At 37.9% G+C, this 24,401-nt stretch carries 20 protein-coding genes and 1 pseudogene; 7 read left to right on the forward strand and 14 right to left on the reverse strand.

From position 1 onward, the window contains the following. Positions 1–32: 32 nt before the first annotated feature. The 10 genes and pseudogenes from HWV59_RS21715 to HWV59_RS21760 all read right to left on the reverse strand — a co-directional run bounded on the left by HWV59_RS21715 (position 33) and on the right by HWV59_RS21760 (position 9,857). Positions 33–1,439 (reverse strand): alanine/glycine:cation symporter family protein, encoded by a 1,407-nt coding sequence (locus HWV59_RS21715; RefSeq protein WP_102233156.1) that lies wholly within the window; start codon positions 1,437–1,439, stop codon positions 33–35. 165 nt (positions 1,440–1,604) lie between these two features. After that, positions 1,605–1,745: a YvrJ family protein gene (locus tag HWV59_RS21720; protein ID WP_102233155.1), complete on the reverse strand. Its 141-nt coding sequence runs from the start codon at positions 1,743–1,745 to the stop codon at positions 1,605–1,607. Between the two features lie 84 nt (positions 1,746–1,829). Continuing rightward, complete coding sequence (locus HWV59_RS21725; protein WP_102233154.1) at positions 1,830–2,048, reverse strand: DUF2922 domain-containing protein; 219 nt, start codon at positions 2,046–2,048, stop codon at positions 1,830–1,832. A 42-nt stretch (positions 2,049–2,090) separates the two neighbouring features. Next, positions 2,091–2,309, reverse strand: a complete 219-nt coding sequence (locus tag HWV59_RS21730) for a DUF1659 domain-containing protein (RefSeq protein ID WP_102233153.1) — start codon at positions 2,307–2,309, stop codon at positions 2,091–2,093. Positions 2,310–2,665: 356 nt separating this feature from the next. Then, a pseudogene (locus HWV59_RS21735) lies at positions 2,666–4,162 on the reverse strand (IS1182 family transposase); the annotation flags it as partial. Between the two features lie 171 nt (positions 4,163–4,333). Continuing rightward, a complete protein-coding gene (locus HWV59_RS21740; RefSeq protein WP_175640239.1) occupies positions 4,334–5,122 on the reverse strand; it encodes an SH3 domain-containing protein in 789 nt (262 codons plus the stop codon). Positions 5,123–5,127: 5 nt separating this feature from the next. After that, entirely contained in the window at positions 5,128–6,066 is a 939-nt protein-coding gene (locus tag HWV59_RS21745) for a hypothetical protein (protein WP_175640240.1), read from the reverse strand. Next, positions 6,063–8,345, reverse strand: a complete 2,283-nt coding sequence (locus tag HWV59_RS21750; RefSeq protein WP_175640241.1) for a toll/interleukin-1 receptor domain-containing protein — start codon at positions 8,343–8,345, stop codon at positions 6,063–6,065. The genes HWV59_RS21745 and HWV59_RS21750 overlap by 4 nt, the downstream gene beginning before the upstream one ends. A gap of 15 nt (positions 8,346–8,360) precedes the next feature. After that, positions 8,361–8,963, reverse strand: coding sequence for a hypothetical protein (locus tag HWV59_RS21755; protein WP_175640242.1), 603 nt, complete (start codon positions 8,961–8,963; stop codon positions 8,361–8,363). A 156-nt stretch (positions 8,964–9,119) separates the two neighbouring features. Then, positions 9,120–9,857 (reverse strand): CBS domain-containing protein, encoded by a 738-nt coding sequence (locus HWV59_RS21760; RefSeq protein WP_175640243.1) that lies wholly within the window; start codon positions 9,855–9,857, stop codon positions 9,120–9,122. 250 nt (positions 9,858–10,107) lie between these two features. On the opposite strand from HWV59_RS21760, the gene HWV59_RS27155 reads away from it, so the two are divergent. The 3 genes from HWV59_RS27155 (at position 10,108) to HWV59_RS21770 (ending at position 14,457) form a co-directional block, all read left to right on the forward strand. Continuing rightward, positions 10,108–10,482, forward strand: a complete 375-nt coding sequence (locus HWV59_RS27155; RefSeq protein ID WP_235991864.1) for a PAS domain-containing protein — start codon at positions 10,108–10,110, stop codon at positions 10,480–10,482. Then, positions 10,479–12,296: a sensor domain-containing protein gene (locus tag HWV59_RS21765; RefSeq protein WP_235991865.1), complete on the forward strand. Its 1,818-nt coding sequence runs from the start codon at positions 10,479–10,481 to the stop codon at positions 12,294–12,296. Before HWV59_RS27155 ends, HWV59_RS21765 begins: the two co-directional genes overlap by 4 nt. 214 nt (positions 12,297–12,510) lie before the next feature. Next, a complete protein-coding gene (locus tag HWV59_RS21770) occupies positions 12,511–14,457 on the forward strand; it encodes a hypothetical protein (protein ID WP_175640244.1) in 1,947 nt (648 codons plus the stop codon). 40 nt (positions 14,458–14,497) lie between these two features. Here HWV59_RS21770 and HWV59_RS21775 read toward each other — a convergent pair whose 3' ends face one another. Together HWV59_RS21775 and brnQ (HWV59_RS21780) are read right to left on the reverse strand one after the other, a co-directional pair. After that, entirely contained in the window at positions 14,498–15,304 is an 807-nt protein-coding gene (locus HWV59_RS21775; RefSeq protein WP_175640245.1) for a TIM barrel protein, read from the reverse strand. Positions 15,305–15,456: 152 nt separating this feature from the next. Continuing rightward, positions 15,457–16,767 carry a branched-chain amino acid transport system II carrier protein gene (brnQ, locus tag HWV59_RS21780; protein ID WP_175640246.1) on the reverse strand — a complete coding sequence of 437 codons (1,311 nt, stop codon included), beginning with the start codon at positions 16,765–16,767 and terminating at the stop codon, positions 15,457–15,459. Between the two features lie 238 nt (positions 16,768–17,005). On the opposite strand from brnQ (HWV59_RS21780), the gene brnQ (HWV59_RS21785) reads away from it, so the two are divergent. Further along, on the forward strand, positions 17,006–18,322 hold the full coding sequence (gene brnQ, locus HWV59_RS21785; protein ID WP_175640247.1) for a branched-chain amino acid transport system II carrier protein: 1,317 nt from the start codon (positions 17,006–17,008) through the stop codon (positions 18,320–18,322). A 290-nt stretch (positions 18,323–18,612) separates the two neighbouring features. On the opposite strand, the gene HWV59_RS21790 is transcribed toward brnQ (HWV59_RS21785), so the two are convergent. Next, entirely contained in the window at positions 18,613–19,836 is a 1,224-nt protein-coding gene (locus tag HWV59_RS21790; RefSeq protein WP_175640248.1) for an IS110 family RNA-guided transposase, read from the reverse strand. Between the two features lie 389 nt (positions 19,837–20,225). Between HWV59_RS21790 and HWV59_RS21795 the strand changes: the two genes are divergently transcribed. Then, positions 20,226–20,477, forward strand: coding sequence for a hypothetical protein (locus HWV59_RS21795; protein ID WP_175640249.1), 252 nt, complete (start codon positions 20,226–20,228; stop codon positions 20,475–20,477). A gap of 111 nt (positions 20,478–20,588) precedes the next feature. On the opposite strand, the gene HWV59_RS21800 is transcribed toward HWV59_RS21795, so the two are convergent. Beyond that, positions 20,589–22,436 (reverse strand): SEC-C metal-binding domain-containing protein, encoded by a 1,848-nt coding sequence (locus HWV59_RS21800; RefSeq protein WP_175640250.1) that lies wholly within the window; start codon positions 22,434–22,436, stop codon positions 20,589–20,591. A gap of 187 nt (positions 22,437–22,623) precedes the next feature. Between HWV59_RS21800 and HWV59_RS21805 the strand changes: the two genes are divergently transcribed. Together HWV59_RS21805 and HWV59_RS21810 are read left to right on the forward strand one after the other, a co-directional pair. After that, complete coding sequence (locus HWV59_RS21805) at positions 22,624–23,250, forward strand: 5-bromo-4-chloroindolyl phosphate hydrolysis family protein (protein ID WP_175640251.1); 627 nt, start codon at positions 22,624–22,626, stop codon at positions 23,248–23,250. Positions 23,251–23,264: 14 nt separating this feature from the next. Beyond that, a complete protein-coding gene (locus tag HWV59_RS21810; RefSeq protein ID WP_102230848.1) occupies positions 23,265–24,395 on the forward strand; it encodes a toxic anion resistance protein in 1,131 nt (376 codons plus the stop codon). Positions 24,396–24,401 lie beyond the last annotated feature (6 nt).

Genomic DNA, 24,401 nt, shown 5'->3' on the forward strand with positions numbered 1-24,401 from the left:
ACTGATGAGTCAGCCGTGCACTATTTTTACCCTTAACGATCTTCTGAAGCTTTACCCCACGCCTCAACATTTTTTAATCCTTCAATTGAATCCTGAGTAAAGGTAGGATTCTTACCAGCTGCACGTTGCTTCGTATAGTCTGATAGAGCAGAGAAGGCAATTTTACCGAGTAGTGTAATAGCGATCAGGTTGATAACGGCCATTAGTCCCATGAACAAGTCGGCTAAGCTCCAAACAAAGCTTAAAGAAGCTAATGAACCGAATGCAACCATTGCTACGACGGCAATACGATAAATAGTAAGGAAGAGCTTATTGTTGTTGATAAATTCAATATTCGATTCACCGTAATAATAGTTCCCTACAATCGAACTGAAAGCAAACATGAGAACGATGATCGCCAGGAAAATGCCTGCCCATGATCCCATTGATGTTTCAAGAGCTTGTTGGGTTAACACAATACCGTCAGATTCAGGTGAAGTGTATAGACCGCTTAACAAAATGATAAACGCAGTTGAGCTGCAAATGATAAGTGTATCAACGAATACACCAAGAGATTGGATTAGACCTTGTTTAACAGGGTGACTAACATCAGCTGTAGCAGCAGCGTTTGGTGCACTACCCATACCAGCTTCATTTGAGAACAACCCACGTTTAATTCCATTCATCATCGCGGCACCTAATGCGCCACCAGCAGCTTCCTTCAGTCCAAAGGCACTTTCGAAGATTAAGGCGAACACACTAGGGATTTCTGTAATATTCATAATCATGATAAAAAGAGCAATTAAAATATAAGCTCCTGCCATGATCGGCACAATAACTTCTGATACTCTTGCAATTCTTTTGATTCCACCGAAAATAATAATGGCAGTAATGACGGATAAAACAACCGCAATTAACCCTTTACTAATACCAAATGATGAGTGAAAAGCACTCGTGATCGTATTGGCTTGAACAGAGTTAAAGGCTAATCCGAAGGTAATAGTGATTAACACAGCAAATGTAATACCCATCCAACGGGCATTTAATGCTTTTTCCATATAGTAAGCTGGACCACCACGGAACGTGTCACCATCTTTTACTTTGTAAATTTGTGCTAATGTACTTTCAACAAACGCAGAGGCTGAACCAATAAGTGCGATAAGCCACATCCAAAATACCGCTCCAGGTCCACCGGTTGTAATTGCAATAGCAACCCCGGCTAAGTTCCCTGTACCAACACGGGAAGCTGTACTAATACAAAACGCCTGGAAGGACGACACACCCTTTTTATCAGCCTTTGCCCCTTCCCCTAATAAACGAACCATTTCACCAAACAAGCGAAATTGAACAAACTTTGTTCTAAACGTAAAATATAGCCCTAACCCTATTAACATAATAATTAATACATAAGACCACAATAACGTATTCATCCCGCCAACAACACTCTCTATCAGGTTCATTCAAACACCCCTCATCAATTTATTCCTCATTCATTACTATTCTAAAATATACACCTATATTATATTAGCATATTGTGGGACGGGGGGACAGGCACCTTGACCCTATTTTTAACTAGCTAAAAAAAGGAGAACCGCTGCGCTGCGATTCTCCCTTGCACCTTATTTTTAGTTTTTCCCTAACTGTGTTGGTAGCATTTGAATGGATTGATTTAATGTATCAAGCTTGCTTTCAATCCTATTAAGTAAATAAAGTGTCACCACAATAGGGAAGCCAACCTCACTGATGACAGATAACCATTGATCCATCTTTTCCACCTCTTTTCCTTTAGGATATAAGCAATAACCAATAAAGGGCTGACAAGAATGAAACCTCGTCAGCCCTCAATTGTTTTAAACAAGTTCAATATCGGTTACATTACGCTCAACGATTCGCGCTCCTTTTTTAGATACAAAATCGCCTCCTGTAGTGAAGAAGATGTTGCCCGCTAAAATGTCATCCATTGCCGCATTGATTGCAGCTGGATCAACAGGATCGATAGGAGAATCAACGTTAAGTTTGACTGTTTTTCCTTCAGTGTTTAAAAATTGAAGTTCTAAAGTTTGTGCCATCATGTCACCTCCTTTCTTTCATGTACCTAATCGCGTTCACGATTAAAGAGTGATTTGATTTGAGTCGTTTCGCTCGATAACTGAAAGTGTTTCAGTTTGTAAGCTTGCAAGGGCTTGAGCAACCTGAAGCAATTCATCAGGTGTTGCTGTTGTTTTCACATTGTTGTAATTTTTGCGCTTTAAAATGTCCTTGCCATTCTCGTCCGTGCCCATATCGAACACTAGACTTAATTGGGAATCAATAATGACTTGGCTTGCCATGCTGATCACCTCCTTTCGCCCTTTATATATAAAAAAGGGGAAGGAGAGTAGCGTAAAATTTCAAAAAAATTTTTGGACCGGGGGGACAGGTCCGCTGTCCCAATTTCATTGGGACAATGAACCTGTCCCTCCGACCCGCCCTCAATCCATCTCAAGCCATAGAAAAACCCGAATCATGTACCTTTAAAGGTTCCATAATTCGGGTTAAAATCGGAGCATATGGGCAAGGCCCTATCTGAAAAGTATAATTTGAATGTAAGTGGACCAACGGACCTGTCCGAGACCACTGAAAAAGTGCCCTTTTTAAAAACACAGTAAATGAAATCTACGATTTCATCTATAGATTTCAATAAAATGGAATAAAAAATGATTATAGCTGACTTTTTAGGGGATAGTATCGATGCTATCCTCTTTAAATTCACTGCTAATGCAGTCAATTTTGCTTGTAAGGCCATGCTTTTTTGACCGTACCCCCTGGCACGATCTAACCCATGGAAATTCTTCATCTCACCATTTTTCCATTCTTGGCAAGCTCTTTCCCGATATTTTTCTTTGAATTCATCTGACTTTTGTTGTTGACTGTATTCATAGAATTCTGGAGTATTAATCCCAACTTCTAAAACTTTCCCAACAGTTTTACCAGAAATACAGTTGTCTCTTAACGGACAATTTCTGCACGTTTCCTTTTCAAAGTAATAACGATAGGATTGTCGGTTTTTACTCTTTTTGTGGTATTTCCTTACGGAATTATTCCCTTGAATGCAGAACCATTCATCAGAATCTTTATTGTAGCTGTATAATGCTTCATTTACTCTGTAGGCCATTTCACTAACTGGTATGTAAGCCGTGGCTCCAATTTCTTTTATTCTATCTAATACTTTCTTACGGAAATATGCCTTATCTCCTAATACTTCGTTTACCGTAATACCGCCTTTTTTTGTTTGTTCTAATAATTCGTCAAACATCTTACCATCGACATAGGCTCCATTATCAGCATATACTGCTGTGATAATTCGCTCTTTCGGTATCATCATAAATTCAGTTTTGTAACCAAAGAAATGGGAGGTTTTACTTTTGTGTCCTACTCTAGCATCCAGATCTACAATCGAACGAACTCCTTTTTGTTCCAAAAATTTAGGATCCTCCAGAATTTCTTTCGCAACCTCTAGTAGTTCCTTAACCTTGGAGTTTTTTGGTGCTTCTATATGTTCTTCTACACTTTTAATTGTCTCTTCGAGATAAGACTTCATGGTTACTTTGGCTTCTTTATTATCTTGTATTTCTTTATAAGCTGGAATTCCTTGATCTATTTCCTTTGGTACTTCACCGTTTTCGTTCTCTATTGTTTTAAAGATCTTTTTAGCTAGACGCTTCATGACTCTTTCTGGGGTACATTTAAATGTGTTAGCTTCTGTATGAGTTGTATCAATGCTTATTCCAGTTCCCTGTATAATCCCTTTATCTACACATTGTTTTACAATTTTAGAGATAATGTCATCAATAGTTAAATTTCCTTCTAATTTATTTTTACGAAATTTAGCCAAAAGACTGGGATGAGGTAGATCATCTTCGGGGTTAATGCCTAGAAAATACATATACGCAAGATTCAATGAAGCCTCTTCGATGACACGTTCATCTGATAGGTTATAAAGATATTGTAAGACTAAAAGTTTTACCATAAGTTCAGGCTCTTTTGCCGGTCTACCATAATACTTACAGTAGGTTTTTTCGAGTTCTATATTAATAAAACTAAAATCTAACTCGTCTCTAAGAATTTTAAGTTGATGATTTTCAGGAATTTTATTGTATAATACTGAATAGATGCTTAATTGCATATCTTTGTCTTTAAGCATAAGAAAATCCTCCTTTTTTTGTTTGGTTAATTGTTTTGTGGTGATTCAATTATACCAAAATAAGGAGGATTTTCTTTTTTTATTGTGTTTTTTTAAAAATTCCCAGTATTTAGGATTCGTTTTTCAGTGGTCTCGGACCTGTCCCCCTGTCCCACCCAAGGGACACTGAACCTATTTCTCTTCGACGATTTTGGATGAGATCCAGCCGGTTTTGCCGGATTGGGTTTCGATTTTGAGCCATGTGATGCCGCGGTTGTCGATTTTTTGTTCGTCCATGTATGTGACGGTTTCGTCTTGGAAGATGTCTTCCACGATTTGGCCATCAAGTGATGGGTTTGCACGAACGTTACCGCCGACGCTTTTGTATTGGTCGGTTAAGATGTATTCCTTAGTATTCACCTTTGAACTTACTTCTTCCACTTTTGCCAGAAGTGTTCCTTGATAGTCTTTAATGTCAAAGCCTAGGTCTTTTTGGACTTTTTCTTCTGTCATCCATCTGTCAAATTGATCCCAGGTTTGGGAGTAGGAGCTTGTTGGGTTATTGACGATAGCAAGTGGCAATAGAATGGCAAGGGCGATTCCCACGAGACGAAATGTTCTTTTCCATTTGGCTTTGTTTCGTGTGCGTTTTTTTGAGAGCATTTCTGTTTTGCTGAATGTTTTAAGGAGCAAGGCAAAAAGCTCTTCTATTCCTTCAAGCCAGGAAGGGATGATGTAGTTCCCCTGGTTTCTTCTTTTGCTTAAAAATTTATGAAACAGAACCATGACCGGATAGGAAAGGTAATGAACGGCTTTATGCAAAAGAATGCTCATCCATTCAATTAGCCTTGGTGCTATATGAAAGAGAACCGGCCGCATGAGAATGATGACGATAAACGTAAAAATGGCAATTCTGAGCCAGATGGGTAGCAGGGCAAGTGGTACCCATAGCCAGTATATTTGCTCTAGTAAGGTTTCCACTCGCGTTACTCTCCTTTAGCTGATTGATAAAGATCATTTAAATCATCAAGTGGATCTTCTTCTCTCATTCTCGTGGAGCGACTGGTCTGGTTTTGGTTGCTACCGCCGCTAAATTCATATGGAAAATAAGCTTTAATTTTTTCAATTTGCTGATCAACTTCCACCTTATCGACAGAAGTATCCATCATAAGCTTTTTCACCTGGTGCTGTACTTCAAGTCGGAACGATTCTTCGTTTTGAATGCGATTTTGCACCACTTCTAATGCCGCTTTATTATCTTCTGCAATGAAGAGGGCATTAAGAAGATTTCCTTTTTCAATTTCCTTCTGAATTTCTCCTGCAACAAAGCGGGCTTCACGCATTTTAATTTCTTTTTCATGAATTCTAAGCTCACTATCTTGATCCTGCTTCCAAAATCGTTTGTCATGTTCTTGATCTCGTTGGCTTTGCTTAACGAGAACATTGATATCTGAAATCACAATCCCAACCTGTTTTAAACCGGCAACCATGGAAGAGTGCTCATGAAGGTCCTCAATATGCTTTTTCACTCGTTTGGAATCAGAGATCGAGTAATCAACAGTGATTTCCTCTAGCCAATAAGGAAGCTTCTTTTTAATATATGTGACAATTTCCCCTGCACCTTGTTGAACAAGGGAGATCGGATCTACCACTTTGTAGTCAATTGACAAATCAATTAAAAAGTCACGACCTCTGTCAAGTGAAGGGTACTCATCTTCGTTTTGGAAGCTTTGCGTAGCCATGTTTACAAGATAAACCTTTGTGTATTTTCCGGCGCGAAGATCACTGCGACTTAAGCGATCACCATTTTTGACCACTTGATAATTGTTTTGGTCATTCGTATAAACAAACGCTTGATTCATTGATGATGCTGGTGGTTTTTCAAAAAAGCTAAATTTAACTGGTTGTACGTCGATGAGATTCATTTTGTCATCCTCCCTTTATATTCCATCATGTTTTCATATAGTTCGGCATAACGCTGCTTGTTTGTGCTTGTCATTCCGTTTTTTAACCATAATTTTGCTCTTTCACTGACCGCGTATTGATCGTGATAAAGCAGTGTGAGCATAAGTGGTACTAGTTTTTTCGGGTACCGATTTACAGTTGATGTTAACCATTCCTCTGCTAATCTTTTACTCTTACTGTCTAGCAGCGCTTCGACAATAAATGGAGCAAGATATTGCTGCACTTGGTCGGCTGATAGAGCGGATAGCAGTTCATATCTTGCAGATCGCAGCACTGAGTAAATGAAATGAAGATACTTTCTCTGATCACTTTCCTGTTGCCAGCTATGAAAATGCTGCAAAAATGATTCTGTATAATCACGCTGCTCTATGCCTGCCTGAAAAAGCTTTGTATAGCTTTGTCTTGTCATATTGCGGAGAGCAGAAGGATTTGATAAAAATGATTTTTGTAAAAGCTTTAGTGACTTTGGATACAAAAGAACACCGATCTCAGACCCGATGGCAGCTGAAGCAGTCCATTGCAGAGCATGATTGTTTCGCTGTGAGCTCCAGCTTGTCACAAGATTCATAATTTGCTGGACATACAGATCTTTTTTTATTAGTTCCGATAAGATCTTCACGGTTGTTAGACGGTATATCGTCTGATCATGCTTTGCCCAGTCCTGCAGAAGCTCCTGGCGAACAGCCGGCAGGTCATGTGAGGCCAGTGACGTTAAAGCATGTTCTATAGTTGACATAACTGTCTTTTTCGCTTGTGCAAGATACGTATGAAACCATGACAAAAACTGAACTCGTTCAAAACGAAATTGTTCCCAAAACTGTATTAATATGTGTTCAGCTTCTTCATCGTTTTTCATTCGAATACAATCAATCTTAATATATCCCATATCAGAGTTTACCTTTTTTGATATACGCTCTGCATTTAAAAGGGAGAGTCTTGCTTCATCTGTTAAGAATGACACATTTTCTTGTCCTTGTGGCCATGAAGGTTTCAAACATTCCTCCATTAGCTTTGAGGCGTCCATCAATGTTTTTTCCGGTACATCCTGTAAAATCGCTAATGTGACATATTGAGCAACAAGTGGTAGTGATTGACCGTTCTTCTCGAACCAGTTTTTCACTCTTACATCTATTTGACTTTGAAGTTGATCAATTATTTCCTCTACATGTAATGTGCCGTCAACGACTTTTGCCAGCTTTTCTGGAATACTAGCAATCTCGTGTGGCACGAGCTTTTCAATATAAGGCTCAAGCTCCTCAAGTAAGGATTCTGATAGAGTGTAAAGACCTGATTCCTTTGCATGGTTAACCAACATTAATTTCGTATCTTTAGGACGTTCAATTTTTTTTGTTACAAGCCATTCTGGCAGGTCACTATCATCTGTTGTAATGACAAAATAACTACCAGCCCGCTGAATCGTGTCCTGTAGCGCTTCCCACATTGTAAGGGTAGATTTTTCAAAAAAATCAAGATTCGCATGATCCATGATGTACCCGGTTTTTGGTTTGAAAGGCATGTTTAATAAATCCAGCATAGACAGGGTGGGCAGAAACTCAATCATTTGCTCGACTTCCTGTTGAAGCAGCAAATTGATACCTGTTGAAAACTTCCCAACCCGTTCAGTGTGCTGTAAAACAGTCAAATGCTCCTTGTGCAACTGTTCTTCAACTTCTTGAAAATGGCTAACAGGCACATACACACGTCTTAGTGTTTCTAACCGGGAATCTTTGATGAGAAAAGCCGTAGCTGTATGACCTGTTGAACTTTTTTGCAAGATCGGTTTTCCGATTGATTGGAGCCAATCCTTTGAAACGTCTCCCTGTTCTGCTTCAAGCTTATAAGTCAGCATCCGCTCATAAAGCACATCTATTGCTTGAGGGATGGATGGAAATTCATGTAAAAACGTCATCTGCATACTGCGAACAATAAGGATAAGTTCTTTTGCAATTGGTGCATCATCGATCAAAATAGGCAAAATCAGCTTATTCATTTGATCAGCATACTCAATCTCCCGGTATACAAATTTGGAGTGGTGAACCTCTTTTGAATGAAGGAGAATCACGACATCAACTTGATCGATTGCATCCACAATATCGACTAAATAATTGTTTCCTTTGTCAATATTTCGTGGTGCATACCAGCATATAAGCCCGAGGCTTTCAAGATAATCCGCCATTTCCTTCATCTTCTCAAAATTAGCACTCGCATGACTTAAAAATACTTTGATTGGTGTGTCCATTTTATCCCTCCATTCTTATGGTGTTGTATTGTAATGTGATAACTCTCTTCCGCTTGGAGTAAAATACGTATCTGTTGTCCGTGGAGTATGAATCCAGAAAGTCTCACGGTGTGAGATGGGTTCATCCGAAATTACACTCATTGGAAATCCTTCAAACTGACATCGAATAATATGATTTGTACCACCTGTTTTTTCGGGGGATGTTTGTCCATTCCACACACCGACTAACAAATGGCTCTGTTGGGCTACATAGGCACCGACAGCAAAGTAACAATCCTTCCTGGATGTTTGCTTATAAACAGTAGCGGGTATGAAAGCCTTATTAGCTTTTTTATAAAGCCTAAGAAATTGTGCTTGATCTTGACCCTTGAAATCTTTTTTATATATTTCAACCGGAAAGGGAAGAGGCACATGCAGGGATATCCCCTTTTGAATGGCAAGCTCTGCTATCAGTTGATCAGCACCTGCAGCTAATGGCGATAACAAGGTGATGTTTTCCGGTGATTTGTGCGAAAGAATCTCATCAAACCATAACAAAGCCAGCTTTTTTACTTGAGTGTATGCTTTTGGATGGATATCGCGATGGCCAGTTACGCCAATGATATATGAGTGTGTCAAAAATATTCTTCAACCTTCCGTGTAGAACGTGTTTGCTTTTGGTTAAAATCACCTGACTAGTTATATTTAACTGTTAAATGCACCCAGCCTTGTTCAATAAAGGCACGTTTACATTATAATCATGGACGAGGGGAAAAATGACTGCTTTTACTGTTTCTATTCATTATGAAGTAAATCAATTTCAATTAAGTCCCATGATGTAATAATACCTAGAGGTTTTTCATATGGTGAGCCGTTTTCAGTTACAATGACAGCTTCAAGTTTTAGCTGTTTTTGAAAATATTCTTCGAAAAGGTCTTCCAGTTCTAGAATATTTTTGTGTTTGCTAATGAAGGAAACGTTGTGATCATCCTCAAATCTCTTTAAATCCCTGGCAGTTGACTGATTTAGGTCAATTCGTCCGTCTTTGATATGTGAGGCAAGCCAGCTTGTTAATCCTCCTTCTGTTAAAAGAAACGAAAACTTTTCGTTTTCATAAATTGGAAATTGATTATATGAGGAAGAATTCATCATTTTAATCACATATTCAAGCGAGTCATTTGAATGCAGGTAAACAACTGTTTTCGTCGCGATCTTCAGTACCTTTGGTGGAGCTGACAGATAGCTCGAAATTTGTTCAATCTGCTTCACGACCTTTTCATGCGGTGTGGCAATATATGTATTTGTTTGTCTTCTTTCATGAACAAGTGCATTTCGGAGCTTGGCAAATTGCTTCAAATCTCCATAAAATGATTGAATATACGTATGTTTTCGACTAGCGTCTGAAAGCAGCTTCATAAATGCATCATTATGTTCATAAGGATTTAGCTGCTTTAATACATGATGAATTTGATTAAAAGCAACCTCAAAGCGTTCAGCAAGATCTGAACTAGCCTGCTGTGTGTTGATACTCATTATACCTCACGACCTTTTTCAATCTTTTCTACTAAAATAGTATACAAAAAAAGGGACTGATTTCCTAGAGTAGTCCTATATTTTGACATATATTCATGTATAATGGGGAATCATATGATATTATCATATTTTATTCTAAGAGAAGTATGGTTGTTGAGGAAGCTAAGGTTATTTACCATTAGAACTTGGTGATCATTCAAGTTTTTTCAATAAAGATAGATGCTTCATTTTGGATGGTAGGTGGATTTACATGTTTTTGTTAAAATCAAAATGGTTGTTGATTAGCTTATTTGTCGCAGTTGAGATACTGACTCTAATAGCAGATTTTTTCTTTCTTATTAATCATGTAGCTTTATCTGTATTACATATTACCATCTCCCTAATTACAGTTGTTTTTATTTTAGTTCTTGTTTATGGTATGAACAAAACGACGAAGGAACTAACACATAGTAATAACCGGTTAAAGTATATTTTTGATTCAATAGATGTTGCGATATGGTCACATGATTTAAAAAAAGATAATTTATTAATTACGCCCGGTATTGAAAAGTTATATGGGTACTCCTTGGATGAATTTTATCGTGATCAGCTTTTAAAGTTGTTCTACCGGAGGATCAGAAGGTGATTGAACAACGGTTGGAGCAATTAAATAAAAAGAAACCTGTCACAAGTTTATATCGAATCCTTAGGCCGGGTGGGGAAGTCCGCTGGATTCGTGATAGAGGGATTCCAACTTATGATGAAAAAGGGAATTATGTGGATTTTACAAGTGTTTTATTTGATGTAACAGAGCAAAAGGAGCGGGAGGAGCGTTATCGCGGGTTAGTAGAGATGTCCCCGGATATTATTGCGGTGATTAGGGATTGGAAGCTTGTATTCATAAATAAAGCCGGAAGTGATCTTCTTGGCTCCACGGATATTATTGGTCGGCATGTTTTAGATCTTTTCTCTACTGACAATCTGAGTAGGATAAAAGAGATTATCCAAAAGATGGATAACAGTGACAAAATGGAAAAAGATTATTTTGAATGTCAGCTAACTCTGCCAAATGGTGCTGTTATTGATGCGGAAGTCTCACTCATGAAGATTTTATATGAGGGAAGAGTAGCTAAGCTTCTAGTCGGCCGGGATATTACGGAGCGCAAAAAGGCAGAACAAATGATTCACAATATGGCTTACTATGATACTGTTACGAATCTTCCAAATCGAAACATGTTTAAAGAATATTTAAATAAAAGTTTATCAGCGAATGGAAAAAACCAAGAGCTTGCTGTGTTATTCCTGGATTTGGATCGATTTAAGGTTATTAATGATACAAAAGGGCATTCAACAGGGGACCTTTTATTAAAGGATGTAGCGGATCGTTTAACGAATGCGGTGAAAAGTGACGGCTTTGTTTCCCGGCAAGGTGGAGATGAGTTTTTAATTCTCCTGGAAGGAAAGAAAAAGGAAGAGATTGAAAAAATTGCTCAGACAATTATTGACGAGTTTTCCCGTCCATTTTTCGTCCATTGTGAAGAGATCTTTATTACAACAAGCATTGGCATTAGTCTTTACCCATATGATGGTGAAGATCAGGAAACATTGATTAAAAATGCCGATACTGCTATGTATCTAGCCAAAGAGAGCGGGAAAAATAACTTTCAATACTATAATGCACGTCTTAACACTCAATCAACAAGAAAAATGCAGCTGGAGGTTGGGTTAAGAAAAGCACTTGAAACTGGGGAGTTTAAGATGGTGTACCAGCCGCAATATGAACTTGAAACTGGTAACATCATTGGCGTAGAGGCCTTAATTCGTTGGGAACATCCAAAGCTAGGATTTATTTCGCCTGTTGAATTTATTCCCCTTGCAGAAGAAACAGGGCTTATTGTTCCGATAGGAAAATGGATTTTACGACAAGTGTGTGAAGATCATACTCAATGGAAGGAGGATGGTCTTGGTACAATCAGGACGGCTGTCAATATTTCCGTTCGTCAAATGCAGGATCAGGGATTTGTTAGAAGTGTGAAGCAAGTAATGGATGAATATCATGTGAATTCGGACATGATCGAGCTTGAAATTACAGAAAGCATTATGCAAAATTTCAATCATTCGATTGTCATTTTAAAAGAGCTAAAGGAGCTTGGCGTCAAAATTGCCATTGATGATTTTGGTAAAGGCTACTCCTCATTAAGCTATTTAAAGCATCTGCCGATTGATAAAATTAAAGTGGATAAATCGTTCATCGATGATATTCTGGATCCTAATCACAATGGCTCAATTGCGAAAGCGATTATTGATATGGGGCATATTATGAAATTCACTGTCATTGCTGAGGGGATCGAAGAAGAAAAACAAGTCGCCTTTTTATTGGAAAATAACTGTAAGCAGGGACAGGGTTATTACTTTAGTAAGCCGGTGTCTGAAGGAGATATACGTAAATTGTTAAGTTGAACCCTTGTGGAGAGATCTGCAAGGGTTTTTCTTTGCAATATATTTGAAAACGAAGCGAAGGAGTGAGATTGAACCGAGTAGAGCACAAAGATGCAACCAGTAACCAATCCACGTAACCAGACCTAAAATGATGCAACACCACAACCAAATTATTGTTAATTAATAGTATAATAGGAATACATTTGAAGAATCATACAAGAAAGCGAGAGTTAAGATGAATGAAAGACAAAAGCTTATAACCTATTCAATCCTTGAAGGGCTTGTCATTGGACTGCTAATTATCCTGCATGTTCTGCTTGGCTGGATGGATCCTGTGTTGCTTTGGATCGTTATCATCAATCTAGCAATTGGTATTATTGCTCTTTGGATCATCCCTTCCTATGCCTTTCAGTTGCTGCTGTTAGTAATCGCCTTATCGACAGGTACTTACGGATTTAAAGTATATGCCACCGTTGAAATGAGTGTATTAGACGCATTTTATACAACCCTGCGTTTATTCTCTTTTAACACAGACACAGTCGTGGCACAAACAGATGGAGTTATTTCCACGTTTCCTCTCTCCATCGAAATTGCACGCTGGGCAGCTGCTTTATATACAGTTTCAGCCATTTTCGCTGTCGCAACAAAATTATTTGGTCAATCAATGAAACTTTTTTGGTACCAATTATTTGGGAAGCATTATGTGATTTATGGATTTCATAAGCAAACGAAAATTCTTGCTAAAAATTTAAGGCAGAGAAAGAAAAAAGTCGTGATAGTTGCAGATACAATAACGGAGCTTGAAAAAAGAGATCTTGAGGAACTAGGTGTTGTGGTGCTGACAAACGATCGAAAAAAATATCAAAAAAGTCGATTGAAAAAAGCCGGGTATTATTTACTGTTTCATGAAGATGATACAAAGAATTTAGCAGAGTTAATTGAGTTAAAGGATCAATTTTTCAAAAGTAAATCAATGCAGGAATTTTTAAACTTAAAAATATACCTTCACTTGCAACATCAACATTCCTACGATATTTTTGAAAAATATGTTGCTAAGCTTAAGGCTGAAAACAAGGAAGATGAGGACATACCGAAGTTTCTGCAAGATTATGTCCCTGTTCGGGTTGTGAATACGTATCGTTTGTTGGCAGAGAAGCTATGGGAAGATTACCCGCTCTATAAAGGGTATGAAGAGCGGGTACGGGACCAGCAAGGAGAGGAGCTTCAGTTAGCCATCATTGGATTTGGAGATACAGGAAATGCTGTGTTGCTAGAGGCGTTGGAGCGTGCGCATTTTTTAAATAAACGTATGCTTAAGGCGGTTATTTTTGATCAAGATGCAGAAAAACTCAAGAAACGTTGGCAGAAAACGCATAGTAAGGTTCGATACATTGCTGATGTGCAGTTTGAGGAGTTTGATGCTGAATCTGAGCAAGTAAGTGAATATCAAGAAAAGCTCCATTCCGCTTCACACATTATTGTAAGCTTACCGGATGATTCAATAAACATGACAATCGGAATGGAACTGTCAAAGGCATTCCCGGCAAAACCGATCATGATAAAAATGGCAAACGAAGCATTTATGAGTCAATGGATACATGATGATGTAGATGAGTTTGGGAACATCATTTGTTTTGGCGATTGGGATGATGTGTTAAATGAGGATTATTTCATCAATGAAAAAATGGACACGGCCGCGAAACAGGTACACGGAAACTATATTAGAGATAAAGGAAAAGGTGTACCATCGAAGTGGGAAAGGTTGGATGACTTTAAAAAAGAATCTAACCGAAAGCAAGCTGCACATGCGTTAACAAAGGTTGTAATGGCAGGTTTTACTCCAGTTAAAAAAGCAACAGACAGTGATGTCATTGTAAAGGAAAAAGAATTTAATCAACACATCCAACCAATCCGTGATCGACTGGCAGAAGTTGAGCATGAACGCTGGAACGCATTTCATTATATTAGAGGCTGGGATACAAAACATCATATAGAAAAGGGAAGCTGGAAGGATGAGCAGAATAAACTTCACGGCTGTCTTGTATCATTTGAACAATTGCCTGAGGTTAGTAGAAAAGTCGGTATAGAAAAGTCCTTTGAATATTGGGATTACCAGGTTGTGGACCGGTTGTATAAGACAGTTGTAAATGAACTGGGTTACCAGATTGTTCGGCGGAAATAAATAAAAAACAGCAGCGGGAAAGGAATCTGCTACTGTTTTCTTAAATTCTACTAAAATACTCAGCGCTTTCAATCATCAATCGACAGTCCAAATAGTTACTCTCACTCAAATCAATCTCAAAAATAAAATCCTTATCTCCAATGAAAGGCTTCACCATTTCCCAATTTATTTGACCTTTTCCAAGTGGTAATGAATCATGCTCTACACCAAGTGAATCAACAAGGTGAAAATAGTTAGCATAGTGAGCATATGTTTTTAGATGATTCTGTAATGCTCGATTGTTTCCATTTAATGCGATAAAAGAATGGCTAATGTCGATATTTAAAGGCAGATGAAGTGGACGAACAATTTCTTCTAGCAGATGAGGGTTTTGGGCTGAAAAAATACCTTGTGTTGTATCTTCCCATAAAAAGGTTGTATCACACATATGGAGAATTTCCTCAATCCGCTTTCTTGTTTCGTATCGAGCTGCTATGTCCGTGAACGCCGAGCTTTCAGACTGAGAATAATGACAATGGACAATACATTTGATCTGTTCCTGTCTACAAATAGCGGCCAACAGCTCTGATGACCAGTTATAGAACTGCCGCATTTCCTGATTAGAGCTAATTATATCTAAATAGCGCCCATTATGCTTCATTGGGTGATGAAGATAGACACGAATTCCCCTTGCTTTTAAAAATTGAATAGTGTTTACTATTTCATCCGGGTGATGAAGGTTTTTCTCTGTTAAATGAAGCTCGATAATCTCTGGATCATAGAGGATACGATCTTGTATCTGCTCTTGGTTAATGGCGGCTTTTAAACGGATATATTTGATAATTCTCAGCCCCTTTATATTAATCACTAATAATATGTATTCATAATTACCTTCTATTATAAAGGGTGGTATGATGTTTCATAAATTCTTTACAATAATTTTCAACTTTACATTATCAAAACAACAAAGCATACGAAAACAGCCGAAAAAAAACCCTAGAAGAAACAATTCTCCCAGGGTTAATCTTTTTTAACAATACTAACGATATATCCAACTACTGTACCTGCAATCGCCGGTACTAACCAACCAATCCCGATATTAAACAGCGGAATAACATCTAAATGTAATCCGTCCACATTCACACCGGCTGCTTTTAATCCATCAATAATACTAAAAACAGCTGTGATACTTAAACTAATGATATAAACAATTGATTTTGTAGGTACAACATAATCCAAAAAGGATAAAAGGATTAAGACAATTGCTAAAGGATAAAGAGCTGTTAACAACGGTACTGACACTGAAATCAGCTGTGTTAGGCCGAAGTTGGCTACACATGTGCTGAAAACAGATAAGATAAGAACGATTTGTTTATAGCTTAGTTTAGGAAATACTTTTGAAAGGTAATTTCCACAGGCAGATAATAAGCCGACATTTGTCGTTAAACAAGCAAACGTAATGGCCAGCCCTAATACGACTTTTCCAAGTGAGCCAAAAAGGATACTTGCTGCTGAAGATAAAATGGCTCCGCCGTTATCTAAATATCCTGTTGTTGATACGCTCGTGGCACCGATAAATGCAAGTGAAACATAAACAAACACAAGTCCTGCGCTTGCAATGAGCCCTGCCTTTATACAAATCTTTGTAATGGCCATGCGGTCTTTTATTCCCTGCTCTTTAATTGTAGAGATAACCACAATGCCGAATACAAGAGCACTTAGGGTATCCATCGTTAAATATCCTTCTAAAAATCCATTGAAAAATGCACCATCTTTATAGTCACCTTGTGGCGTTTGAAAATCTCCCATTGGTGTTAGTAGTGCTTTTCCGGTTAAGATAACAAGAATAATTAATAAAGCGGGTGTTAGTATTTTTCCAATTCGATCAACGAGCTTGCTCGGATTTAATGATAACCAGTAGGAAAGCCCAAAGAAAATGATCGTATAAATCAGTAAAGGTGTATTTTTGTCTGCTAATTGGTCTGGAAGAAACGGTATGACACTAATTTCATATGAAACAGTCCCGGTTCTTGGGATTCCGAAAAAGGGTCCGATCGTTAAATACAAAATAATCGGAAAAATCAGACCAAATATAGGATGAACTTTGTTTCCGATTGTTTGAATGTCATTACCAGAAAGTGCGATCGCAACAATTCCTAAAAAGGGTAAGCCAACACCAGTAATTAAAAACCCTAAAATAGCCGGCCACATATGTTCTCCAGCCTGTTGCCCTAATGCTGGTGGGAAGATCATATTTCCAGCTCCGAAAAAGAGTGCAAATAGCATTAAACCGATAACAAGTGTTTGCTTACCGGATGTATGTTGATTCATAATTTCCTCCTGAAAAACTATATTAATAAAATTCCCTAAAATTCGACACAAAGGATAGTTTAGCATAAGTTATAAGAATTTTATAGAAAAAAATAAATTTTATAATAACTTCCAGTGTTGAATCCTTATTTTAGAATAATCATAATTGTTTTAATACTCTATCTATTCGGGATAGACTAGATTTTAAAGTGGCTCCTTGTTATAATTCAGCCTATTATAATGAAGGAGCTTGGTAACCATGCTAAAGAAAAATGAACTTATTTTTATTAGTTTTATGCTTTTTTCGATGTTTTTCGGTGCGGGAAACCTTATATTTCCAGCATTTTTAGGTAGATCTGCAGGAGAAGATGTTTGGCTTTCTCTCGCGGGCTTTATTACAACTGCAGTAGGGTTGCCAATTCTTGGTGTTCTAGCTGTTGCCAAAGCAGGAAGTTTTCATACGCTTGCAAACAGAGTTCATCCATTTTTTGCCTTTTTATTTCCATTATTAATCTATGTTTCCATTGGACCTGGTTTAGCGATTCCAAGAGCTGGTTCGATTGCTTATGAAATGGGGATGAAGCCATTTTTACCAGAATCATTAATGAATCAGCCAGCCATGTTAGCTGTGTACACAGTTGTCTTTTTCGCTGTAACACTATGGTTAAGCTTACAACCCTCTAAACTAGTTGATCGGTTTGGAAAACTATTAACGCCAACCTTGTTAATCATGATAGCATTAATTTTTGTAAAAAGTCTTGTCACACCGATGGGTGCTTTTTCAGAAGCAACAGGTGCGTATCAAGATAATTCATTTTTCCAAGGATTTATGGATGGCTATTTAACAATGGATGCACTAGCTGCGTTAGTGTTTGGAATTGTTGTTGCGAATACCATTCGAGCAAAAGGTGTATCAGATACAAAGCTTGTCTCTAAATATATGGGCTTTGCGGGACTTGGTGCGGGAATATTACTTGCGTCCATTTATACGATACTAGGATTTTTAGGTGCCTCAAGTGCAGGTCTTGGTGAAGCTGAAAATGGTGCAGGTGTATTAACTATTGTAATGAATGAATTATTTGGCAGCATAGGCATTATCCTGCTTGGGTTACTGTTTACTCTTGCATGCTTATGCGTGTGTATCGGGCTTATCATTTCTTGTAGCCAATACTTTTCGTCTCTATTTCCTAAGCTGTCGTACAAAAAATGGGCAGTGATTCTTGCTGTACTAAGTTTATTGGTAGCAAACCTAGGTTTAAATCAGATTTTATCTATTTCTGTTCCAATTTTAGGAGCGATTTATCCAATCGCTGTTGTGTTGATTTTGCTGGGGCTTGCTGGAAACCTGGTGAGTCATTCTGTTTATTTGGTGTCAACGATTTTTACAGCTGTATTTAGTGTGATTGAAACGATTAATACGACGTTTTTAAATGGTATGTTAAATGATGTATTAGGGGTTATTCCTCTTTATGAACAGGGTGTAGGCTGGATTTTACCGGCTTTTGTGGGAGTTGTGATTGGTTTTTTTATGAGGAAAAAATCTGGTCAAGCTGACTTTGAAGAGGTTGCTGCTTAGGGAGAGTGCGAGTTTTCGCGCTCTTCTTTTTTATAGGCTGTTTTTGCATACTTTGTTGTTTTTGATGTAGATAAAAGTTGAAAATTGGTTCGTTTCATTGCGCTGCAGACACTCTCTTTCCTCACTTTCCACAGGAGTCGAGTGTCTTCCGCTCCATTCAACTACCATGAAAATAAACTTCTGTAATTTATAAAAAAAGGCAATACTTAATAAAACGCAGCTCATTCATTTTTTAAATAAGGAGAGTGCGTCTAATCCGTTGATCTACTGTAGAAAATGGACTGGATTGATTAAGATGCTTCAGATTCTTGTAATGTAACTGTGTAGCCTAGACTTTCGAGTCTCCGCAGGGAATGTCGTACAATGGATTGCTCTCTCTGCTTATCAAAGTAGTCTTCGCCTAAGTCTACATACATTTCTTTACGAGTTAAGAGGTAATAAGCTATTCTCAATATGGCATGAGCCACAACTATTCCTGCTCGTTTCCTGCCTTTTCGTGAAGCTGTACGTCTATACAGTTCACCGAGATAGTTTTTAGATCTTCTTACTGAATGAGCTGCTTCTGTTAATGCTGACCTTAAATACTTATTTCCTTTTTTAGTTTTGGCTGATTTCCTTTTTCCAGCACTTTCATTTTGTCCAGGAACTAAGCCTGCCCAGGAACACATATGAGCTGCACTTGGAAATTGTTTCTTAACATCAGTCCCTATTTCTGATAATATTTGTTCAGCCATTCTTGTAGCTATACCAGGAATAGAGTCTAGTCGTTCGACATCTTCCTGATGTGAACTTACTCTTACAGCTACTTCTTTATCTAACATATCGATTTGCTCAGTCAAAAAATCAATATGCTTTAAAATGGTTTTCAACATAAGACGTTGGTGCGAATTGATATATCCTCTAAGTGCGAGCTCCAATTCATCTTTCTTCTTTTTCATTGTACGTCGAGCGAAGTTTGCTAGTTTTTCAGGATCGTCTTCACCATCGGCAATAGCGTTAAGCATATCCCGAGCTGAAACACCCATAACATCTGAAACCACAGAGCCTAGCTTAATGTTTGCACCCTCTAACACCTTTTGTATGCGATTATGTTGTCTAGCACGTTCTTCAATGATACTCCGACGATACCGAACCAGTTCACGGAGTTCCCGTTGGTTCCGATCTGGAATGTAACTGGCTTTTAAAAGTCCATGACGAAGAAGTTTTGCAATCCATTCTGCATCTTTGACATCTGTTTTACGTCCTGGAACTGCCTTAATATGTTGGGCATTGACAACCAAAAACTCAATATCTTCAGCCTCTAGTAAATTCACAATTGGTTTCCAGTAAACACTCGTGCTCTCCATAGCAACATGGGTACAATTATGCTGTTTAATCCAGTCAACCAACTGTAATAGAAATACAGTTTTAGTAGAAAACGTTTGAATCTCCTTTCCTTCTGGTGTCATAATACATGCAGTAATATTGTCCTTGTGAACATCCATACCACATGCTTTTTCAATGACTACATCCATAAAAAACATCCTTTCTACGGCACAAATAATTATTGGAGGCTGGTGCAGCAACCAGAATGGGATTAATCTACCATGTGTGCTTCCCGTAAGGGAGCGACAGTCAGTGGTGCACCGTGGTCGTTGGAGTCAGACTATAGAATGGGCTCTCACGCACCATAGTTTATCGACCTTCCTCTCCCAGCCGTAGAAACAGTATTGACGGTTTATAATCATTTTCATTCTCTGTGGTGAAGCGCTGATTTTTGCGCTTCATGGATGGCTATAGAGTTAAAATAGTGTTTTAAAAGCCACAACCTTTGTGAAAACAGCCTTTTTATAAAAACTTTATAATTGTAAAGTATGAATGAGATTGACTAGATTGTATAATAAAGAAAAGGAGGTGAAATAGAATGGAAAAGCTATTGAATCAAATTCTTACTGAAATGAGAGAGAAGTTTGACAGGGTTGATAAAAAATTTGACAGGATGGATGAAAGATTCAACAGGATGGATAAAAGATTTGAAAAGGTAGAAGTGCAAATGAAAAAAGGCTTTAGCGAAGTGAATCAGCACTTGGATCGCATAGAAGTTGCTCAGAATCAGGATGTGATTGCGATCTTGAAAAAAATCGATAGAAATACAAGAACAGGTGCCTCACACTAGCTTCTTAACCATCATTTCTAAATGCCCCGTAGCCACTTCTACTTCGTGATTCATTTTTCAAAAACAAAGGGACTTGTCCCTGATACCCTGGGACAGTCCCTTAATAAAAACTTACTTTACTTTTTGTCCTTCTACATACTCTACTAATTGCTCCTCAGCATCTTTAGCAACATTACTTACTGCTTTTGAAATAGTAGCAGCTTTTCCTTCTTTCACAAGCCATTTCGCTAGAGCCTTAATTGTACTCATAAAATCTTTCACAACGGTCTTGCTCATCGGATCATAAAGGGAAGGGAGGTCTTTTAAGCATACGTGCTTCCAAACATTCTCGTCACATGCATCCCAGCTTTCAACAGCATGTCCTTCTAAAATTTCTCTTAAATCAAATAAGCAATTTCGATATTTTCTTAGAGTAAGATCTGATTTTCCGTCTGTTTTTTCTTTGAAGAAGGTTACTAGGTCTTCTGAATAAAAGGTATTCACTGTTGCAGGAGTAAATCCTAATAATTCATAGACAGGTATGTCTTCTTCTTTTACAAGTGATTTTTCCTCAGTTGCAGAGTTAAATTCATTGATCGTTGTTATACGCTCAGCTCCACCCGTAACAAATGGTGAAAGTGGAAGGCCGAGTTCTTTACGAACACTGTTGAAATCAGCTGTGATCTCGATTTGTCCGAATTCGCGTTGTGCTTGTGTATATAAATTATTTTCTCTCTGCTGCAAATAGGCTTCAACTCTATCTATTTGCCCTTCATTGATAAGGTCATGCACTGATTTGTCATTTAAATGAGGAATTTTAATATCCAAATCCAGACGAACATCATGGTTGGCGTAAAGCAGCATGTATTGTGGTGCGCCCTCTGGTAAGGAAGCTACCGTGTTTTTCATCTCAACGGTCTTTGGAACCTCGATTGTTTTCTGTTGCTGATCTGACAATGTGATGATATCAGCATTCAATATATGATGAAGTTCATTTATAGACTCTTCTTCAAGTGTGATATATGTTAAAGCATTATCTTCTATTGTGAGTGTTCCAATTACATTTCCTATTTGAATAGGTTCTGTAAGGGCATTGTCAGTATATTGATACCATGAGTTCACCCAATTGCTTACCTTCATTTGATTTTCCCATTTATCAATTAAAAATTGCTGCTGGGATTGAAGCACATCAAACAGTGCCTGCTGATTAACAATTTCATATTTATTAATATATTGCGTGATGTTTCTTGTTTCAGTACTTTCTCGATTTTTATCCGTATTAAAGGCTGCAAGTACCTCAGGATAATACTCCATCAAAATCTGTTCTGGAGTGAGTTGTTTCTCGTTTTGGAGCTTGGTTACAATTTGAATAGCATTTTCGAGCTTATCTGGAGCATGGATGCCTCTGACTCCATTAAAATAGTAGAAAGAGTCAAATGGTTCAATGAGCCCGAATGTGCCGCTCCACGGTGCAACAGAGCCAGAGAGATTTTCTTCTATTTTTGCTAAAGGAAATGTTTCATTTGTAAGCATATCCTTAAACATTACGCTCTTTTCATCCTGGTCAACTGCTTGTAACAGTTTTGGAGTTAAAGACTTCCAGTTTTGGGCCATTTCGTATTCATCTTGTGAAAGACGTTTTCCCTGGTCTGACAAAAACCATTCAATACCGCGCAATCCATTTTCATAGCGATAGAAAAAAACAAGCCAAAAATCAAAAAATTGGTTTTCAATTTTATTAGATAAAGAGTGCTCTGTTCTTCTTTTAAATTCACTATGTAATTTGTATTGCTGACCTACTGGGATTTTTTTATATACGAAGTCCTTTATTTTCAACGTAAGCATATGCTTTTGTTGATAAAAACGTTCTTCTTTTACTTCATGCAGCTGAATCACGCTTGATTTCTTCATACAGCATTTTTTATATTTTTTCCCGCTTCCGCATATACACGGGTCATTACGTCTTGCTTCCACTTTCATCACCTATCATTCTTTTCTAATCCATACTATATATTAAACTAAGTTTTTATAATGAGCAAAGTATACAAAATTAGATTTTAGTCAAAAGCTGAAGTATATTCAAGTCATAAGAAATAAATGAAACTTTTTCCGCGAATCATTCGTACTAATTAGTAAGAAGTGAAGTTATCAATAGGAGACGATGATGATGAAGCAAGTTGTCCATTTTTTTATACAATCAACAGCTGCAACCATGTCAACGGGAACGATATGGCTGGTAAGCTTTTTTCCATTAGATCAGACGTTTTTATTGTCAAGTGCATATGCCATTGGCGGGGGGACTGCTGTATTTTTTTCAACAAAAGCGCTCACTCATCAGCAATTTTTAAAACAGAATCAGCTATCGAGAAAAGAATTTGCCTATATTAAGCGGCATTTGAAAGAAGCGGATCAAAAAATAAAACGTCTGCGTAAGGCACTTTTTAGCATACGAACGATTTCAACGATTAAGCAAAATATCGAGATGTACCGCGTAGTGAATAGAATTTATACAATTACGAAAAAAGAACCGAAGCGTTTTTACTTAGCTGAATCATTTTATTATTCACATTTAGATTCGCTCGTTGAATTAAGTGAAAAATACGCATATTTAGCCAGTCAGCCGGCGAAAACTAGTGAACTATCACAATCATTAACCGAAACACGTCGTACTATTTCACAGCTTTCTGAATCACTCGAACAGGATTTGCATGATGTGTTATCGAAGGATATATCTCAGTTGAATTTTGAATTAGATGTCGCAAAGCTAACAATTGATAAATCAGTGAAAAAATAAGAGGAGGCACTTTTATGAGTAACAATCCACTTGATGAACTGCTCTCAAACCCGTTTGGAGAAGAGGAGCTTGTTGTAAAAAATGAACCAGATTCAGCAAAGCCGGCAAAACTGCTTGATGTTTTACCGGAGGAAAACCGTAAAAAGGCCATTCAGCTTGCAGAGCAAATTGATCCGAAAAACCAGCAGGCTATCGCCCTATATGGAACACAAGCACAGTCTAAGCTATTGAATTTTTCACACTCCATGCTTGATCATGTCCAAAAAAAGGATACGGGTGAAATTGGCCAAATTATCGGAGACTTAATGAAAAAGCTCGAACAAGTGAGTCCTGATGCATTAAAGCCTGAAAAACGCGGACTTATCTCAAAAATGTTCGGGAAAATCTCTAACTCCGTTCAAGAGGTATTAACAAAATACCAAAAAACCGGTGTTCAAATCGATCGAATCAGCGTGAAGCTCGATCATTCGAAAACAGGCTTACTTCAAGATATCCAAGTACTTGAACAGCTTTACGAGCAAAACAAGGAATACTTCCATGCGCTAAATGTTTATATTGCAGCTGGTGAACTCAAGCTTGAAGAATTACAAACGAAAACAATACCTGAGCTAAAGAAAAAAGCTGAGCTCACACAGGACCAAATGGCCTTCCAGGAGGTCAATGATCTTATGCAATTTGCCGATCGTTTGGAAAAGCGGACACATGATCTTGTCTTAAGCAGACAAATCACAATGCAAAGTGCTCCACAAATTCGCTTAATTCAAAGCGCCAACCAGGCATTAGTGGAAAAAATTCAATCATCGATCACAACGGCGATTCCACTATGGAAAAACCAAGTAGCTATTGCACTCACACTACTTCGCCAAAAGGATGCGGTTGAAGCTCAAAAGCTAGTGTCTAAAACGACGAATGATTTACTATTGAAAAATGCAGAAATGTTAAAGGTCAACACAGTGGAAACAGCGAAGGAAAATGAACGCGGACTTGTAGACGTGGACACATTAAAAAAGGTCCAAGACCATTTAGTTTCAACATTAGAAGAAACATTGCGCATTCAAGCCGAAGGCCGTGCCAAGCGCCTTCAAGCAGAACAGGACCTAGCAATGATGGAAACAGACTTGAAAAAGAAATTGGCGGGAATGTAGGTCCAG

Origin of the sequence: Metabacillus schmidteae (genome assembly GCF_903166545.1) — a bacterium.
In the GTDB taxonomy this organism is placed as follows: domain Bacteria; phylum Bacillota; class Bacilli; order Bacillales; family Bacillaceae; genus Metabacillus; species Metabacillus schmidteae.

Excerpts from the sequence above, each read along its gene's own strand:
- HWV59_RS21715 (WP_102233156.1), bottom strand. The coding sequence starts at position 1,439 with ATGAACCTGATAGAGAGTGTTGTTGGCGGGATGAATACGTTATTGTGG.
- HWV59_RS21720 (WP_102233155.1), bottom strand. The coding sequence starts at position 1,745 with ATGGATCAATGGTTATCTGTCATCAGTGAGGTTGGCTTCCCTATTGTG.
- HWV59_RS21725 (WP_102233154.1), bottom strand. The coding sequence starts at position 2,048 with ATGGCACAAACTTTAGAACTTCAATTTTTAAACACTGAAGGAAAAACA.
- HWV59_RS21730 (WP_102233153.1), bottom strand. The coding sequence starts at position 2,309 with ATGGCAAGCCAAGTCATTATTGATTCCCAATTAAGTCTAGTGTTCGAT.
- HWV59_RS21745 (WP_175640240.1), bottom strand. The coding sequence starts at position 6,066 with ATGAATCTCATCGACGTACAACCAGTTAAATTTAGCTTTTTTGAAAAA.
- HWV59_RS21750 (WP_175640241.1), bottom strand. The coding sequence starts at position 8,345 with ATGGACACACCAATCAAAGTATTTTTAAGTCATGCGAGTGCTAATTTT.
- HWV59_RS21760 (WP_175640243.1), bottom strand. The coding sequence starts at position 9,857 with ATGAGTATCAACACACAGCAGGCTAGTTCAGATCTTGCTGAACGCTTT.
- HWV59_RS27155 (WP_235991864.1), top strand. The coding sequence starts at position 10,108 with ATGTTTTTGTTAAAATCAAAATGGTTGTTGATTAGCTTATTTGTCGCA.
- HWV59_RS21770 (WP_175640244.1), top strand. The coding sequence starts at position 12,511 with ATGAATGAAAGACAAAAGCTTATAACCTATTCAATCCTTGAAGGGCTT.
- brnQ (WP_175640246.1), bottom strand. The coding sequence starts at position 16,767 with ATGAATCAACATACATCCGGTAAGCAAACACTTGTTATCGGTTTAATG.
- brnQ (WP_175640247.1), top strand. The coding sequence starts at position 17,006 with ATGCTAAAGAAAAATGAACTTATTTTTATTAGTTTTATGCTTTTTTCG.
- HWV59_RS21790 (WP_175640248.1), bottom strand. The coding sequence starts at position 19,836 with ATGGATGTAGTCATTGAAAAAGCATGTGGTATGGATGTTCACAAGGAC.
- HWV59_RS21795 (WP_175640249.1), top strand. The coding sequence starts at position 20,226 with ATGGAAAAGCTATTGAATCAAATTCTTACTGAAATGAGAGAGAAGTTT.
- HWV59_RS21800 (WP_175640250.1), bottom strand. The coding sequence starts at position 22,436 with ATGAAAGTGGAAGCAAGACGTAATGACCCGTGTATATGCGGAAGCGGG.
- HWV59_RS21805 (WP_175640251.1), top strand. The coding sequence starts at position 22,624 with ATGAAGCAAGTTGTCCATTTTTTTATACAATCAACAGCTGCAACCATG.
- HWV59_RS21810 (WP_102230848.1), top strand. The coding sequence starts at position 23,265 with ATGAGTAACAATCCACTTGATGAACTGCTCTCAAACCCGTTTGGAGAA.